The sequence below is a fragment of the Neisseria weixii genome (assembly GCF_002327085.1).
GTDB lineage: Bacteria > Pseudomonadota > Gammaproteobacteria > Burkholderiales > Neisseriaceae > Neisseria > Neisseria weixii.
Map to the genome: position 1 here is coordinate 1,244,779 of NZ_CP023429.1, position 15,714 is coordinate 1,260,492.

The window sequence follows — 15,714 nt, forward strand, 5'->3', positions numbered from 1 at the left end:
TGGTATAAAATTCCCAGCCCGATTCCCGTCCATGTAGGAAAATACAGAGGACTTGCGAAAATAACAGCGGATTGTCGTTTTCCGAGAATTTTCGTTTTTTGCAAATGTTTTTATCCATACCATACGCAAAGGCCGTCTGAAAGGCCAAACACCGCAGCTGCATTCCGACCAAGGTGTACTTTGCCGCACCGATGCTTATCGAACGAAACTGGCTGAGAAAGGGATGGTGCAAAGCATGTCGCGCAAAGGCACGTTGGGACAATGCACCGATGGAGAGTTTCTTCGGTACATTAAAAGAGAGCTTCTATCAGGAAGGTGCGCTGTCGGTGGCAGAATTGACTAGAGTGATAGATGATTGCATACGTTATTACAACCATGAACGGATTAGTTTAAACTTGAAAAAGCTGAGTTCTGTCGGCTACAGAACCCAGCTTGAAAAGGATGTTTAAGAAAGATTCTTAACTTGTCCAAGTATTGAGGGACAGTTCAAACGTTTCAGACGGCCTCATTCATTGATAATCGCTTATTCCGTAACCACCTTACGAATCAACTTCTCCGCGTTGGCCAACGTGTTTTCTACTTCAGCATAGTCGATTTTACTGTCCGCAATCAATGCGCGAGTATCATTAAACACCACTTTCACATGACCGTCGGCTTCCGTTACCAATACGCGCAGCGGCAATTGCAATGCAAATTCAGGATCCTTTACCATCAAAGGCGTACCGGCTTTCGGCGTACCAAACACAATCACTTTCGCCGGCTGCATATCCAAGCCGCTTTCTTTTGCCGCCGCTTGATGATCGATAACGGCAAACACATTCATGCCTTTTTCTTTGACTGCGCTTTGCAGGCGGTTAACGGTTTCGTCAAAAGTATACCGGCTGGCGGCTGAATGCGTTTTATTCGTCTGCGCGTCTTGTTGTATGGCTTGGGCTGGTTTAATGGCAGAGGTAGTACAAGCGGCAATTACCGTGGTAGCAAATACTGCAATAGCTAAAGTTTTTAATGATTTCATGAAATCTCCTTCTTATATTTTTAAATCAAGGCCGTCTGAAAATACTTTCTTTCAGACGGCCTCAATGATTATTTCAAACCTTTTTTCAATAAATCTTCATAGCCGCCATGATTGGTCACATTGGTGTAGCCTTCTTTTTTCAGCGCTTTCAAAGCGGCTTGGGCGCGGCGGCCACTGCGGCAATATAAATTAACCGGCGCATTTTTATCCGGACTGACTTGTTTGGTTTTGGCGGTGATTTCATTTACCGGAATATTAACCGCATTACGCAAATGACCTTGAGAAAATTCTTCCGGTGTCCGCACATCAATCCATACGCCTTTTGCTTTGGCAGGTTGTGCAGCAACTGCTTTTTCAGTCGGCTTGGCACCCACAGCATGCGCAGACAAAGGGGCAACCCATGCAACGGCAACAATTAACAACAGGATTTTTTGCATGGTTTCATCCTTAAAATAGTTTATGAAACGGTTTGAAATGATTTTGCACGATATTATTTTCAGACGGCCTTTGACTGCTCATTCGAATGGCAACTTTATTTAAGCTGATTTCAATTTCGCATTCACATCGCGCAATGCGGTGCGCAAGCCTTCTTCGATAACCGGATGATAGAAAGGCATATCCAACATTTGCGGAATGGTCATCTTCATTTGATGCGCCCACGCCAACAGATGCGCCAAGTGTTCGGCGGCAGGGCCAAAGATTTCTGTACCTAAGAATAATCCGGTACCTTGCTCGGCATAAACGCGCATATGGCCTTTGTTAACCAACATCACACGGCTGCGGCCTTGGTTTTTAAATGATACTTCACCGATGACAAATTGTTCTTCTGAGTATTTGGCAGAAACTTGTGTGTATTTCAAACCAATCGAAGCAATTTGCGGCGTGGTAAACACAACACCGATGGTGCTGCGGCGCAAGCCTTCTTCCAAATTCGGATAATGGCCGGCATTATCACCGGCGATTTTACCTTGATCAGAAGCTTCGTGCAGCAATGGTAATTGGTTAGACGCATCACCGGCGATGAAAATATTCGGAATGCTGGTTTGCATGGTCAACGGATCAGCAACCGGTACACCGCGGTCGTCCAATTTGATGTCCAAGTTTTCCAAACCAATGTTATCCACATTCGGGCGACGGCCAACAGCAGCCAACAGGTATTCTGCAGTGAATTCGCCACTTTCACCGTCTTGCTCCCATTTCACCACGACATTGCCGTCTTTATCCAATGCAGCTTCGGTTTGGGCATCCAAATGCAAGGTCATTTCTTCGCCAAATACGGCTTTGGCTTCTTCCAACACTACCGGATCAGAAATACCGCCCAAGTTGCCGCCCACGCCGAATACTTCGACTTTCACACCCAAGCGGTGCAAAGCTTGGCCCAATTCCAAACCAATCACGCCCGGACCGAATACTGCGACACTTTCCGGCAGTGTATCCCATGAAAATACATCGTCATTAATGATGACTTTATCGCCCAATGTTTGCCATTGCGGCAACATAACCGGACGTGACCCGGTGGCAATCACGATGGCTTTGGCTGTGATTTCGGTGTGGTCGTCAATTTGTACGGTATTGGCATCGATGAATTTAGCGGTGCCCATAATGCGTTTGTCGGCAGGCCATTCTTCTACGTCGCTCAACACGAAGCTGACGAAACGGTCACGCTCGGATTTGACGCGGTTCATCACTTCTTCGCCGTTAACCGTCACGCTGTCTTTATCCAAATGAATACCGAATGGATCGGTATGCAAAGCATGATGACGGGCTTCGGCAGCGGCAATCAATAATTTCGAAGGCATACAGCCGACGCGTGCGCAGGTTGTTCCATAGACGTGGCTTTCAACCAAGTAAACGCTGTCTGTGTGCAAACGGGCATTGCGGAACGCGCCCATACCGGCAGTACCGCCACCGATTACCACTACATCTGCTTGAATTTTTTTCATTGTTGATTCCTTTATGATTGCTGCCTAAAACTGTTCAAACGGCTTGATTGGTTTTTAAGAAATTCCGATTAAATTTAGTAATAACCGGCTTCCCTTGTAAATATAGAGTTATTCAGGTAATACCGCTATGTTCGGCATTACCTGAATAACTCTAACATTATTCAGGAAAGCAGCCCTAAGGCTGCTTTTCATCTTTTAGCGATTAATGATTAATCATGAATGATTAAAGAGCTGCCAAGTAAGCATCCAGCTCTTCGCTGCCGCCGATGTATTTGCCGCCGACAAATACTTGAGGAGCGGTCATCTTGCCGGTGATGGCGCGTACAGAAGTCACAGTTGCGTCTTTACCCAATACGATTTCTTCGTAAGACAAACCTTTGTCTTCCAGAGCTTTTTTAGCTTTAGCACAGAATTGGCAACCTGGTTTGGTGAAGATGGCGATGGATTCTTGAGATTTCCAGTCTGGTGCAATGTAGTTCAACATGGTATCAGCATCAGATACTTTGAACGGATCACCTGGTTCTTCCGGCTCGATGAACATTTTTTCTACTACGCCGTCGTTGACCAGCATAGAGTAGCGCCATGAACGTTTGCCAAAGCCTAAGTCGTTTTTATCAACCAACATGCCCATGCCTTCGGTAAATTCGCAGTTACCGTCAGGAATCATCACGATGTTGTCAGATTCTTCTTCAGCAGCCCAAGCGTTCATCACGAAAGTATCGTTTACAGAAACACAGCAAATTTCATCTACGCCGTTTTCTTTAAATGCTTTAGCTAATTCGTTGTAACGCGGCAAATGAGAAGAAGAACAAGTTGGGGTAAACGCACCAGGCAATGAGAATACCACTACTTTTTTCCCGGCAAACAATTCATCGGTAGATACGTCTTTCCAAGTGTCGCCAACGCGAGTGTGGAATACGACGCTAGGTACTTTTTGACCGGTACGATCTTGCAAAGCCATTTTAAGCTCCTTTTAGATTAGGGTTTAGTAAGGGTGTTGAAAATCCATAAGCACATTCTAAGCCACCGATTTCCATTTGTATAATTTATAGTTCAAATAATCTTAATAATTTAAAACTATAAATTATGTCATTGCTTCTAAAGCTGCAAATATAGGCCGTCTGAAAAATTTCAAGGTTTATTCAAAGCTATCTTTATCTGATTCAATAGTCTGCCGCACATAATTTTCCGCAATGTCTTTCAATTCATAACGGTCACTGTCCGGATATTCAGACGGCCTGTATAAAGGCGCAAAGTCTAATCGAATGCGGATTTTTTTCATAGAAATGATACGCCACAACGATGACACCAAGTTTACATCGGCATAGGAAGGTTCAATAGTGCGCCGCCCCAAACTGTCGTAATAGCGCAAAGCCACCACCTGAATCGGCGCACCGGCGTTAATGGCAGATTGGAACAAGGCTGCTTTAAAAGGCAAGACCTCTCTGCCTGAAGAAGTGCGCGCTTCGGGAAAAAAACTTACGCTTTGTCCGGAACGCAATGCCGCGCCTATCGCTTGATTAATCGGCTCAATGTCGCGGCGGGAATTACGGTTGATAAACACTGTGCCGGCATTTTTGCCCATTTTGCCCAATACCGGCCATTTGCCGATTTCCTGTTTGGCAATAAAACTGCTCGGGTACACCGCACTCATGGCAAAAATGTCCAACCAAGACACATGATTGGCCACAACTAAAGTACCGTTTACCGATTGTTGCTGCGGCGGAGTGCCTATTTCCAGTTCGATATCCAATGCATTCAGCGCGCCTTGGCCTAAAGCGAGCACTGCCTGATTGCGTTGTGCGGGATTATTACCATCAATATTGCTCAAGTTTTTAGCAGTTTGATAAAGCCACGCCGTCAAACGGGATAAGCGGCGCAGGCGTGTGGTAAATGAGGCTTTTGGAGAAGACATATTTTTCTTATATTCCATTTGTTTTCAGACAGCCGGAACTTTACCCGGCCTTATTTTTGGCAATGCAGACAATAAAAAGTACCGCGTTGGCTCAAAGTCTGCTTTTGAATCAATTGGCCGCATTGCAGACAAGGCTCGTTGTGTCTACCGTAAACAGCATATTCCTGCTGAAAATAACCGCTTTTACCATCACTATTGACGAAATCGCGCAAAGTGCTGCCACCGGTATCAATGGCACGTTGCAACACTGCTTTAACGGTTTCAACCAATAAGGCGCATTCTTTTTTAGTCACTTTATTAGCCGGGCGCTGTGGCAAAATGCCTGCTTTAAACAAGCTTTCGTTAGCATAAATATTGCCCACGCCCACCACAACGGTATTATCCATTAAAGCCAGTTTCACCGCACGCTTCAGCGGTTTTAATTTTTGATACAGATATTCGGCATTAAAATCATCAGACAAAGGTTCGGGGCCTAATTTTTCCAATAAAGGATGATGTTCGGCAATGCCTTCATACCATAAAAATGCGCCAAACCTGCGCGGATCATGATAACGAAGCAATGTGCCGTCTGAAAAACATATTTCAACGTGATCATGTTTATCATGCGTCTTTATGTGTTCGTCACCTGCCGTAAAAATCCGCAAGCTACCCGACATACCTAAATGAATCAGCAAAATACCGGTATCAAATTGAATGATTAAATATTTCGCGCGACGCTGGCAATCAAGTACAGTTTGCCCAGTCAAAATCTGCGCCAATTCAGGATGAATCGGCCAACGTAACTTAGGCTGGCACACCTCAACCGCTGATACGGTTTTCGTAGCAATGTGCGGGCTAATCCCGCGCAAGGTGGTTTCTACTTCAGGCAATTCCGGCATAATCGTTAAATAAGAATAATTTTACAAAGAAAGCGAAACAATAAAACCAACAACATTTATTTTAAAGGGTCAGCCCGTCTGAAAAAGGTAAAACTCTGCAAAATACCCTAATAACCCTCCGCGCGGGCAATCGTTAAAGCCACAGGCTGCTCTGCCAACTCTTCCTCAAGCTCAGGTAACGGCGTTACCCCTGCCATGCGCTTGACCAATACCAAACCATACACCGCTGCACACTGCGGCCACCAACGATCGCCGCCTTTTCCAAAAATTGCCAAAATTTCAACGAAGATGCCTGCTCTACCGGCGGCACGTACACCATAAATTGCCCGTATTCGATTTCAAAACCCAAATCCTGAATCTGCTGCTTAAATTGCGACAAGGTAAAACAGTTCTCTTTCTGTGGCAAGCGTTTACCATCAAACCACTCGCGGCCACACCAAAGCGAATTCAAATTAAAGCCTGTCACAACCAGCTTGCCGCCATGCTTCAATACTCTGGCCGATTCAGCCAGCGCCAAAAGCGGCGAATCACTGTATTCATGGCTGTGTGGCAGCAGCAGCATATTCAAAGATTGGCTTTCCCAAGCCATTTCACTCGCGCTCATGCGTATATCATCGGGAACATAAATAAGCCGTTCAGACGGCCTCAACCAAGTTTGCCCGATTTGTACTGCCTGTTCATTTGCAGCAAGATGCACATGTTTTTGGAAAAACTTCCGCTCTTTTTGCGCAACATATTGTCCTATTACGGTTTGTTCAAACCAATTATTCATTTGCGCTCCTTGTCTTCAGACGGCCTCATTATAAATTCGGGTATCAATTTATACCATAATGTCAAGTTTTTACACTAACATCATAACCTTAATCAAAAAGTTGGCATTAAGGCCACAGTATCGACAAATACCAAGCTTATTAGCTTGACGTTCACAACATCAAACAGTAGTATCGAACTGACAAAATTTATTCTATCTTACTATTATTTTTGACTATGGCAAAACTGAAAACGATTGCTCTCACCATTTCCGGTATTTCCGCCGTTTCCGGCGCTACTTACGCACAAGCAGCCAGCAACGCTACTCCTAATCAAGTCGGTATGGCAATGATGCGTTTGAATTCCGCATTGCTCGACCAAGCCAAATCACAAACCTTCGGCTCCGGCAGCTTATGGGCTTCCCTGCGTAAAGACTTCCGCATGAGTGAAGTCAACACCGAATTGGTTCGTCACCATGAAGGTAAATTTGCGGCTGGCCGTGCTTATTTCGACCGAACCATCAATCGCAGCAAACCTTATATGTATCATATTGCCACTGAAGTTAAAAAGCGCAATATGCCTGCCGAAATCGCTCTGCTGCCTTTCATTGAAAGTGCGTATGTGACCAAAGCAAAATCACATGTCGGTGCTTCAGGTTTGTGGCAATTTATGCCGGCTACCGGCCGCCATTACGGTTTGGAAAAAACTGCATTATACGATGGACGCCATGACGTTTACGCCGCTACAAATGCCGCATTAAATTATTTGGAATATCTGCATGGTCTGTTCGGAGACTGGTCTTTGGCTTTGGCTGCCTATAACTGGGGTGAAGGTAATGTTGGCCGTGCGATTAACCGCGCACGTGCGCAAGGCTTGGAACCAACTTACGAAAACCTACGTATGCCGAACGAAACACGCAATTACGTGCCGAAATTATTGGCTGTGCGTAACATTGTTGCCAATCCGCAAGCTTACGGCATGAATGTCAGCGAAATCAGCAATCAGCCATATTTCAAAGCAGTTGACATTGACCGACCGATTGACCACAGCGCCATTACCCGTTTGGCTAACATTGGCGAAAGCGAATTTTTAGTATTGAATCCCGCGTTTAATGCACCGGTGTTCATTCCTAAACCCGACCGCAAATTATTATTACCGGCCAGCGCCGCTGAAACCTTTGAAAAAAACTACCGTAACGCCAAACCGGAAACTTTACTGTCTTGGGATGTATACACTTCCTTCAACAATACACGATTGAGCGATATCGCTGCGGAAACCGGCATGAGCGTGGCCGAAATCAAACGTTTAAACGGCATCAGCGGTCATTCACTGTCTGGCGGACGCAGCATTTTGGTGGCGAAAAACAGTTTAAGCAGTGACAATAACACGTCGATTAATTTCATTGACATCGACAATACGCCGGATACTTACCGTTCAAATATGCCTGAAATGGCACCGATTCAATTGGCCAGCAACGCCAAAGTAGCCGATACTTTTGCTGCCAATATCGTGACCCCGACTGCCAAATCAAGCAAATCGATTGATTTTGTCAGCCGAACACAGGCTGGATATGGTGCCACGCCTACTACTGAAGCTGTTATTGCCGCGGCTACACCACAACCGCCATCTGTTGAGCCTACCCCTGATCCGGTTGAAGTGATTGCCGCTATTGCACAAACCGAAACGGTTGTTGCAGAAGCGAAACCATCAGCTCCTGCACCAATGAGCTTGGCTTCAGGCTTAGTTGCCAACGCAGCAGACACGACAACTGAAAAAGCAGTTGAAATCGCCCTCAACGCTACACCGGAACCGGTTACAGCAGAAGTGGCTTTGACTGAGCCGTTGCCGCTGCCGACTCAAGGTCAGCAAGCTGAAGAGCCTAACCAAGATACTGATTCTTTGATGGCTTTGGTACAAGATTCTACTTCGCGCATTCAGGCCGCAGAAATTGTTCAAGAAACCGTTGACAAGCTGAATGAGCAAGAAAATGCAGCGAAAGCTCGCGCAACACGATTGGCTGAAAATAAAGCAAAACAGCAACAACGCGTTGCTACCCGTTTGGCGCGCGCTAAAACAGCCGAATCAACACAAACCGTTGCCGGCGGCATGCACCGCGTAGCTGAAGGTGATACTTTGTACAATATTTCGCAACGCTATAATTTGAGCGTAGCCGACTTGATTACCGCCAACAACATCAAAGGCAACAACATTCGTAAAGGCCAATTATTACGTGTTGCTGCTGCGAAGCCAAAAGCCAATGCAGCTAAAGTAAAAAGCGTAGCTTACACTGTGCGCAAAGGTGATACTTTGAACACCATCGCCAACCGGTTCGATGTAAATGTCAATGATATTCGCCGCTGGAACAAAAATACCCGTACTGTTACGCCCGGCCAACGTTTGAAATTACAAGGCAGTTAATACAAGAAAAAAGAACCGCAATGCGGTTCTTTTTTCTATTGTTTTGATCGCTACGGTAGATTATCTAATCGGTTATATAAAAAAAAGGAATGCAGAAAACCGCATTCCTTTTATTTTCAGACGGCCTTGAGCCAATTACCCGCATTTAGCTGCCGGACGGCTTGATTTACCGTAACCGCCTTTACCGCCAAAATCACCGCCTGCTTTACGTTTTCCTTTAAAATCCGAGCTGCTCTTTTTAAAGCCTTCTGATTTTTTAAAGCCTTCGCTGCGTGGTTTAAAACCGTCGTCACTGCGTTCGCTGCGGGTCTTTCCAGCAAAGCCACCTTCGCCGCGAGGTTTACCGCCTTTGCGATCACCAAATTTACGGTCACGATCACCGTAGCCGCCTTTGGTAAATCGGCCGCCGTTGCCTTTCGGTTTACCGCCGGTAGATTTGCGTTTGCGGGTCGGTTCCATGCCTTCCACGGTCACTTCATTCAATTTGCGGTCGATGTATTTTTCAATTTTGTGTACTTTAATGTATTCGTTCACTTCGGCAAACGTCACTGCAATACCAGTACGGCCCGCGCGGCCGGTACGTCCGATACGGTGTACATAATCTTCTGCCTGCTTCGGCAAATCGTAATTAATCACGTGTGTGATGGTCGGTACATCGATGCCACGCGCAGCCACATCGGTCGCCACCAAGATTTTACAACGGCCTTTGCGTAAATCCATTAAGGTACGGTTACGCCAGCCTTGTGGCATATCACCATGCAAACAGTTGGCGGCAAAACCTTTTTCATACAGCTCATCAGCCAAAACTTCGGTCATGGCTTTGGTTGAGGTAAAAATCACGCACTGATCGATATTGGCATCGCGCAAAATATGGTCGAGCAAGCGGTTTTTATGGCGCATATCGTCGCAATACAATAATTGTTCTTCGATTTTGCCTTGATCGTCAACACGTTCAACTTCAATCACTTCCGGGTTCTTGGTCAGTTTACGCGCCAATTTGCCGACAGCACCGTCCCAAGTTGCAGAGAACAACAAAGTTTGGCGGTCTTCCGGCGTGGCTTCAACGATGGTTTCGATGTCGTCGATGAAACCCATATCCAGCATACGGTCGGCTTCGTCCAGAATCAACACTTCCAAGCGGTCGAAATCGATTTTGCCACTGCTCATCAAGTCCATCAAACGTCCCGGCGTAGCTACCACCAAGTCAACCGGCTTGCTCAAAGCACGGGTTTGATAGCCGAAAGAGGCACCGCCAACAATACTGACCGTGCGGAACCAGCGCATGTTTTGCGCGTAAGTCAGCACATTTTTCTCTACTTGCGCGGCCAATTCACGAGTCGGAGTCAGCACCAAAGCGCGCGGTCCTTTACCGTTTTTTTCGCTGCGTTTGGTCAAGCGTTGCAAGGTTGGCAGTAAAAATGCGGCAGTTTTACCCGAGCCGGTTTGCGCCGAGGCCATGATGTCGCTGCCTTCCAAAGCCACCGGCACCGACTGCGCCTGAATCGGGTTGGGGATTCGTAACCCACGCTTTGCAACGCAGACAAAATATTTTTATCGAGATTTAAATCAACAAATTTAATAGACATGACTATCCTAAAGACACAACAACAACTTCCGACTGAACATTTCAGACGGCCTGAAGCAAAGGATAAGTAACGGGAATAAGTTACAAGGTTGTCGCAAGCCCTTTGGCTTGTAAGTTAACATCGACAACAACCTGCAAATATGCGTGAAAGCAAAAAGATATAAGAAACACGGCAGAATACCGGTTAATAGGTTTGAAGACGATGGCTTCATAAAAAATAAAGACGAATGGCGGATAATATAGACTTCGCCATATTCGGTCAAGCACAAATACGTTAATTGGCGTAAAATAGCCATTTTATTCAGCAGGCCGTCTGAAAATGACCGACATCACACCATTCGCCAACCGCTTGGGCAAAAACATCAAACACCTGATGAAATGGGCCAAACGCAACCAAATCGAAGCCTGGCGCATCTACGACCGCGATATTCCGCAATTTCCCTTTGCCATCGATGTGTATGGCGACCACATCCATTTGCAGGAATACGACACCGGCTGGTTGATGCAGCCGGAAGAATATGAGGCATGGCTGGACGATGTTTTGGAAGCCGTTGGTTTTGTCACCGGCTTTGCGCCCGGGCAAATCCACCTCAAACGCCGTGAGCGCCAAAAAGGCACGCAGCAATATGAGAAAACCGGTAAATCCGGCGAAGATTTCATCATCAGCGAAAACGGACGCCGCTTCTGGGTCAATCTCGATAAATATCTAGATACAGGCCTCTTTCTTGACCACCGCAACACCCGCAAAAAAGTCGGTGACAGCGCGCAAGGCAAACGCTTTTCAAACCTGTTTTCCTATACCGGCAGCTTTACCGTATACGCCGCAACCGGCGGCGCCGTCAGCAGTGAAACCGTCGATTTATCCAATACTTATCTCGATTGGGCCAAACGCAATTTTGAATTAAACGGCATCAACTTGGCCACACACAAAATCGTACGCGCCGATGTGTTCCAATATTTGAAAAGCGCCGAAGCCGAAGGCAAAAAGTTTGACCTGATTGTGATGGATCCGCCGAGCTTTTCCAACAGCAAAAAAATGCTCGATATTCTCGACATCCAGCGCGACCAGATGACCTTAATCAACGGCGCCATGAAGCTGCTTGCTTCAGACGGCCTGATGTATTTTTCAAACAATTTACGCAGCTTTGAACTGAATCCCGAAGTCAGCGAAAAATACACCGTGAAAGATGTAAGCAAACAATCTGTTCCCGATGATTTCCGCAACAAAAAAATCCATCAATGTTGGGAAATACGCCATAAATAGTTAGACGGCTTGAAATCAAACAAGGCTGTCTGAAAAACAACTGATTAAACATAAGGAGACATGATGTCTGCACTCGAATTGATTTCACGCAATAAAATGTTCAACGGTCAGCAAGAGCGCTACCGCCACGCATCAAGTGTCAATCACTGCGACATGACTTTCAGCATTTATCTGCCGCCCCAAGTGCTGCAAGGCTACCGCGTGCCGGTGTTGTATTGGCTCTCAGGTTTGGCCTGCAACGATGAAAACTTTACCCAAAAGTCCGGCGCGCAACGCTGTGCTGCACAATGGGGCATTGCCTTGGTCATGCCTGACACTTCGCCCCGCGGCGACAACATGGCCGATGACGAAGGCTACGACTTGGGCAAAGGCGCAGGTTTCTATGTCAACGCCACGCAAGCGCCTTGGGCAGAACATTACCGCATGTACGACTATATAGTCGAAGAGCTGCCCGCTTTGATTGAAGCCAATTTTCCGGTCACCGCACAGCGCAGTATTTTCGGCCACAGCATGGGCGGCCACGGCGCATTGCAAATTGCCTTGAAAAATCCCGAGCGCTACGCTGCCGTTTCTGCCTTTGCACCGATTGTGAACCCGAGCGCAACACCGTGGGGGCAAAAAGCCTTCGCCGCCTATTTGGGCGATAATCCAACCGCATGGCAAGCCTACGACAGCACCGCCCTCGTTAAGACGGCCTCAAAAAAACTGCCTATTCTGATCGATCAAGGCGATGCCGACCAGTTCTATCCGAAAGAATTACAACCGGAAACCTTTGTCAACGCTGCCCGCGGTAATGGATTTAACGTTCAATTCAAACAACGCGAAGGATATGACCACAGCTATTTCTTCATTGCCAGCTTTATCGACAGCCACATCGAATTTCATGCCGAAGCATTGGGACTGTAATTATCCGCGTAGCTATTCACTGAGGCCGTCTGAAAATACACTTTATTTTTCAGACGGCTTTTCTGCGACTACATCTCATTTATATCAAATAATTACTATTATTTACATGACATCAATAATATCTATCCGTATTGTTCAGCATTTTAAGTAAAATATTGTAATTATTGATTTATTAGGATAACATTCTTTTGTATTTAGTTGACTTAAATCAATAATAATTCTTATATTAATCGACAAAGCCCCTATTCCGAAATAAAGTTACATCATTATCCACGCTAAATTGAAGGAAAATAAAATGAGTACTCAGCGTAATGTCAATGGTAAAGTAATTTTATGGACAACCTTAATCGGTGGTTTCATTAGCTCTTTGGTGAAATGGGGCTCAGAAGTAAACATGCCGCCGCGTATGCCGGGCGAAATTTCGCCGCCGGGTGCCAATATCGATGCGTGGCTTGGCTGGTTGGGCTTAACCAGCATTCCTTGGATTACATGTTTCAAGGCAACAGCATTTTAGGCGCGGTGACGCTGTATCACTGGCTGTTTAGCTTTGTGTTCGCATTTGTTTATGTAGTCGGTTCGATGTATTGGTCGAAAATGCGTGCATGGTACGGCGCGTTATACGGCATCATCATCACCGTGGTTATGCATGGCGCTTTGATTCCGATGTTCGGCTTCCGCTATCCGGCTTACGCGCCTGAAGGCGTGAACGGTTGGCTGTGGAATCTGAACGCCGCCGAATTGTGGAGCGAATTCTTAGGTCATGTTTACTGGTCGGTTTCGATTGAGATTTGTATGATTGCTGTTTTGGCACACTTTGCCCGCCCGATTTACGGCGTATGGTGGAAAGATTAATAATTTAGTTTTGATGGTTTAAAGGCCGTCTGAAAAGCCACACAGCTTTTCAGACGGCCTTTTGCTATAATCGCCATTCTGATTTTAAGTTTTTTACACGGAAAATTGCCATGTCCCGAATTGCCGCCCTGCCCGATCATCTTGTCAACCAAATTGCCGCCGGCGAAGTGGTTGAACGGCCTGCCAATGCGTTGAAAGAAATTGTTGAAAACAGTATTGATGCGGGTGCGACGGCGATTGATGTCGAGCTTTCCGGCGGCGGCATCCGCTTGATTCGTGTCACCGACAACGGCTCGGGTATCCACGCCGATGACATTGAATTGGCGCTACACCGCCATGCCACCAGTAAAATTAAGAGCTTAAATGATTTGGAACATGTCGCCAGCATGGGGTTTCGCGGCGAAGGTTTGGCCAGCATCGCTTCAGTATCGCGCCTGACCTTAACCAGCCGCCAAGCCGGCAGCGCACATGCCAACCAAGTGAAAGCGGAAGACGGCAAAATCAGCGAACCAAGCGCAGCGGCGCATCCTGTCGGTACCAGCATCGAAGTGGCCGAACTTTTCTTCAACACGCCCGCACGGCGCAAGTTTCTCAAATCGGAAAACACCGAATACGCCCATTGCGCCACCATGCTCGAGCGCTTGGCCTTGGCGCATCCGCACATCGCCTTTTCACTCAAGCGCGACGGTAAAAGCGTGTTCCATTATCCAACTCAAAGCCTGAATCAGCGTATTGAGGCGATTGTCGGCGATGATTTTCAGACGGCCTCGCTGGAAATCGGCAGCGGTAACGGCGCTTTGCGTTTATACGGCGCGATTGCCAAACCGACTTTTGCCAAGGGCAAAACCGACAAACAATATTGCTTCGTCAATCACCGTTTTGTGAAAGACAAAGTCATCATGCACGCGGTAAAACAGGCTTACCGCGATGTATTGCACAATGCGCTCACCCCGGCCTTTGTGCTGTTTCTCGATTTGCCGCCGGAAGCGGTCGATGTCAACGTGCATCCGACCAAAACCGAAATCCGTTTCCGCGACAGCCAGCAGGTGCACCAATTGGTTTTCCACACGCTCAACAAAGCCTTGGCCGATACCCGCGCCGACCAAACCGAAAGCGTGACCAACGCCGGCGGTATTTTGCACGATATGCGGGGCGTGAACAAACCGTCTGAATCGGAGAACACAGCAAGCGATATGCCGTCTGAACATTCCGTCCGGCGGGAAAACCAAGCGTTTCACACCAGCTATGCCGATATTGCCCGTCCGAATGTTTCAGACGGCCTGCCATCCTCTTCCGGCAAAACTGCGCCTATGCCTTATCAGACCGCACGCGTGCCGCAGCAGCGTTCGTTGTCTTTGCGCGAAAGCCAAGCGGCAATGAACACCTATGCCGAATTATTTAAGCGAACCGGGCCTGACGACATCGAATTGGCGCAATTCGAGCAAGCCCGATTTGGCGGTATGGAGCAACATAGTTCTGCAGCATCCAATCCGCTTTCAGACGGCCTAAGCCGCCCCGAAACGCCGCCGCTGGGTTTTGCCATCGCCCAACTATTAGGCATTTACATTCTTGCCCAAGCCGAAGAGAGCCTGCTGCTGATCGATATGCACGCCGCGGCCGAGCGCGTGAATTACGAAAAAATGAAAAGCCAGCGCGATAATCTCGGCAGCCTGCAAAGCCAGCGGCTGCTGATTCCCGTCACCTTCTCCGCCAGCCACGAAGAATGCGCCACCCTTGCCGACCATGCCGAAATATTACAGGCCTTCGGCTTGGATATGTCCGACATGGGCGGCAACACCATCGCCGTGCGTGCCGTGCCGAATATGCTCGGCAAAGCCGATGTCGCAGCGCTGGCCAAAGACGTGTTGCAAGAATTGGCACAGACCGGCGAGAGCCAAACCATTGCCGCGCGCGAAAACCAAATCTTAGCCACCATGTCATGCCACGGCTCCGTGCGTGCCGGCCGACAGCTCACCATTCCCGAAATGAATGCCCTGTTGCGCGACATGGAAAACACACCGCGCAGCAACCAATGCAACCACGGCCGCCCGACTTGGGTAAAACTGACTTTGAAGGAGTTGGATGCGTTATTTTTGCGTGGCCAGTAAAGAATTGAATTTGATATGATTGCTGATTGAATAACAAGGCCGTCTGAAAGCTTCAGACAGCCCTAAAAACAAGCATGGCA

At 47.3% G+C, this 15,714-nt stretch carries 13 protein-coding genes and 2 pseudogenes; 7 read left to right on the forward strand and 8 right to left on the reverse strand.

The genetic code is table 11. The annotated features are described in order from the left end of the window. Positions 1-191: 191 nt before the first annotated feature. Positions 192-449: an IS3 family transposase gene (locus CGZ65_RS06390; protein WP_123803700.1), complete on the forward strand. Its 258-nt coding sequence runs from the start codon at positions 192-194 to the stop codon at positions 447-449. Between the two features lie 74 nt (positions 450-523). Here CGZ65_RS06390 and CGZ65_RS06395 read toward each other — a convergent pair whose 3' ends face one another. The 7 genes and pseudogenes from CGZ65_RS06395 to CGZ65_RS06425 form a co-directional block, all read right to left on the reverse strand. Continuing rightward, the gene (locus tag CGZ65_RS06395; RefSeq protein ID WP_096295266.1) at positions 524-1,015 is read right to left on the reverse strand and encodes a DUF302 domain-containing protein; all 492 of its coding nucleotides are present in this window, start codon (positions 1,013-1,015) and stop codon (positions 524-526) included. A 68-nt stretch (positions 1,016-1,083) separates the two neighbouring features. Then, positions 1,084-1,452 carry a rhodanese-like domain-containing protein gene (locus tag CGZ65_RS06400; RefSeq protein ID WP_096295267.1) on the reverse strand — a complete coding sequence of 123 codons (369 nt, stop codon included), beginning with the start codon at positions 1,450-1,452 and terminating at the stop codon, positions 1,084-1,086. Positions 1,453-1,551: 99 nt separating this feature from the next. Further along, positions 1,552-2,958, reverse strand: coding sequence for a dihydrolipoyl dehydrogenase (locus tag CGZ65_RS06405; protein ID WP_096295268.1), 1,407 nt, complete (start codon positions 2,956-2,958; stop codon positions 1,552-1,554). 223 nt (positions 2,959-3,181) lie between these two features. Continuing rightward, entirely contained in the window at positions 3,182-3,919 is a 738-nt protein-coding gene (locus CGZ65_RS06410) for a glutathione peroxidase (protein WP_096295269.1), read from the reverse strand. A 177-nt stretch (positions 3,920-4,096) separates the two neighbouring features. Next, complete coding sequence (locus tag CGZ65_RS06415; RefSeq protein WP_096296116.1) at positions 4,097-4,873, reverse strand: 1-acylglycerol-3-phosphate O-acyltransferase; 777 nt, start codon at positions 4,871-4,873, stop codon at positions 4,097-4,099. A 50-nt stretch (positions 4,874-4,923) separates the two neighbouring features. Further along, a complete protein-coding gene (gene mutM, locus CGZ65_RS06420) occupies positions 4,924-5,751 on the reverse strand; it encodes a bifunctional DNA-formamidopyrimidine glycosylase/DNA-(apurinic or apyrimidinic site) lyase (RefSeq protein WP_096295270.1) in 828 nt (275 codons plus the stop codon). 107 nt (positions 5,752-5,858) lie between these two features. Beyond that, positions 5,859-6,523, reverse strand: a pseudogene (locus CGZ65_RS06425) (class I SAM-dependent methyltransferase). Positions 6,524-6,738: 215 nt separating this feature from the next. Here CGZ65_RS06425 and CGZ65_RS06430 point away from each other — a divergent pair. Next, positions 6,739-8,919: a LysM peptidoglycan-binding domain-containing protein gene (locus tag CGZ65_RS06430; RefSeq protein WP_096295271.1), complete on the forward strand. Its 2,181-nt coding sequence runs from the start codon at positions 6,739-6,741 to the stop codon at positions 8,917-8,919. A gap of 135 nt (positions 8,920-9,054) precedes the next feature. Here the strand turns inward: CGZ65_RS06430 and CGZ65_RS06435 are convergent. Continuing rightward, a pseudogene (locus CGZ65_RS06435) lies at positions 9,055-10,505 on the reverse strand (DEAD/DEAH box helicase). A 318-nt stretch (positions 10,506-10,823) separates the two neighbouring features. Here CGZ65_RS06435 and CGZ65_RS06440 point away from each other — a divergent pair. From CGZ65_RS06440 to mutL, 5 genes are all read left to right on the forward strand, one after another. Next, the gene (locus tag CGZ65_RS06440; RefSeq protein ID WP_096295272.1) at positions 10,824-11,768 is read left to right on the forward strand and encodes a class I SAM-dependent methyltransferase; all 945 of its coding nucleotides are present in this window, start codon (positions 10,824-10,826) and stop codon (positions 11,766-11,768) included. 63 nt (positions 11,769-11,831) lie between these two features. Then, positions 11,832-12,674, forward strand: a complete 843-nt coding sequence (gene fghA / locus CGZ65_RS06445; protein ID WP_096295273.1) for an S-formylglutathione hydrolase — start codon at positions 11,832-11,834, stop codon at positions 12,672-12,674. A gap of 295 nt (positions 12,675-12,969) precedes the next feature. Further along, on the forward strand, positions 12,970-13,188 hold the full coding sequence (locus CGZ65_RS13275) for a hypothetical protein (RefSeq protein ID WP_198345236.1): 219 nt from the start codon (positions 12,970-12,972) through the stop codon (positions 13,186-13,188). Next, positions 13,164-13,526, forward strand: a complete 363-nt coding sequence (locus tag CGZ65_RS06450; protein WP_232507588.1) for a DUF1440 domain-containing protein — start codon at positions 13,164-13,166, stop codon at positions 13,524-13,526. The genes CGZ65_RS13275 and CGZ65_RS06450 overlap by 25 nt, the downstream gene beginning before the upstream one ends. Positions 13,527-13,636: 110 nt before the next feature. Next, a complete protein-coding gene (gene mutL / locus CGZ65_RS06455; protein WP_096295274.1) occupies positions 13,637-15,634 on the forward strand; it encodes a DNA mismatch repair endonuclease MutL in 1,998 nt (665 codons plus the stop codon). Positions 15,635-15,714 lie beyond the last annotated feature (80 nt).

What these genes read in the sequence shown, in the direction of transcription:
- CGZ65_RS06400 (WP_096295267.1), bottom strand. Translation starts at nt 1,452, where the DNA reads ATGCAAAAAATCCTGTTGTTAATTGTTGCCGTTGCATGGGTTGCCCCT.
- CGZ65_RS06415 (WP_096296116.1), bottom strand. Translation starts at nt 4,873, where the DNA reads ATGTCTTCTCCAAAAGCCTCATTTACCACACGCCTGCGCCGCTTATCC.
- CGZ65_RS06405 (WP_096295268.1), bottom strand. Translation starts at nt 2,958, where the DNA reads ATGAAAAAAATTCAAGCAGATGTAGTGGTAATCGGTGGCGGTACTGCC.
- CGZ65_RS06450 (WP_232507588.1), top strand. Translation starts at nt 13,164, where the DNA reads ATGTTTCAAGGCAACAGCATTTTAGGCGCGGTGACGCTGTATCACTGG.
- CGZ65_RS06390 (WP_123803700.1), top strand. Translation starts at nt 192, where the DNA reads ATGCTTATCGAACGAAACTGGCTGAGAAAGGGATGGTGCAAAGCATGT.
- fghA (WP_096295273.1), top strand. Translation starts at nt 11,832, where the DNA reads ATGTCTGCACTCGAATTGATTTCACGCAATAAAATGTTCAACGGTCAG.
- CGZ65_RS06410 (WP_096295269.1), bottom strand. Translation starts at nt 3,919, where the DNA reads ATGGCTTTGCAAGATCGTACCGGTCAAAAAGTACCTAGCGTCGTATTC.
- CGZ65_RS06430 (WP_096295271.1), top strand. Translation starts at nt 6,739, where the DNA reads ATGGCAAAACTGAAAACGATTGCTCTCACCATTTCCGGTATTTCCGCC.
- CGZ65_RS06395 (WP_096295266.1), bottom strand. Translation starts at nt 1,015, where the DNA reads ATGAAATCATTAAAAACTTTAGCTATTGCAGTATTTGCTACCACGGTA.
- CGZ65_RS06440 (WP_096295272.1), top strand. Translation starts at nt 10,824, where the DNA reads ATGACCGACATCACACCATTCGCCAACCGCTTGGGCAAAAACATCAAA.
- mutM (WP_096295270.1), bottom strand. Translation starts at nt 5,751, where the DNA reads ATGCCGGAATTGCCTGAAGTAGAAACCACCTTGCGCGGGATTAGCCCG.
- CGZ65_RS13275 (WP_198345236.1), top strand. Translation starts at nt 12,970, where the DNA reads ATGAGTACTCAGCGTAATGTCAATGGTAAAGTAATTTTATGGACAACC.
- mutL (WP_096295274.1), top strand. Translation starts at nt 13,637, where the DNA reads ATGTCCCGAATTGCCGCCCTGCCCGATCATCTTGTCAACCAAATTGCC.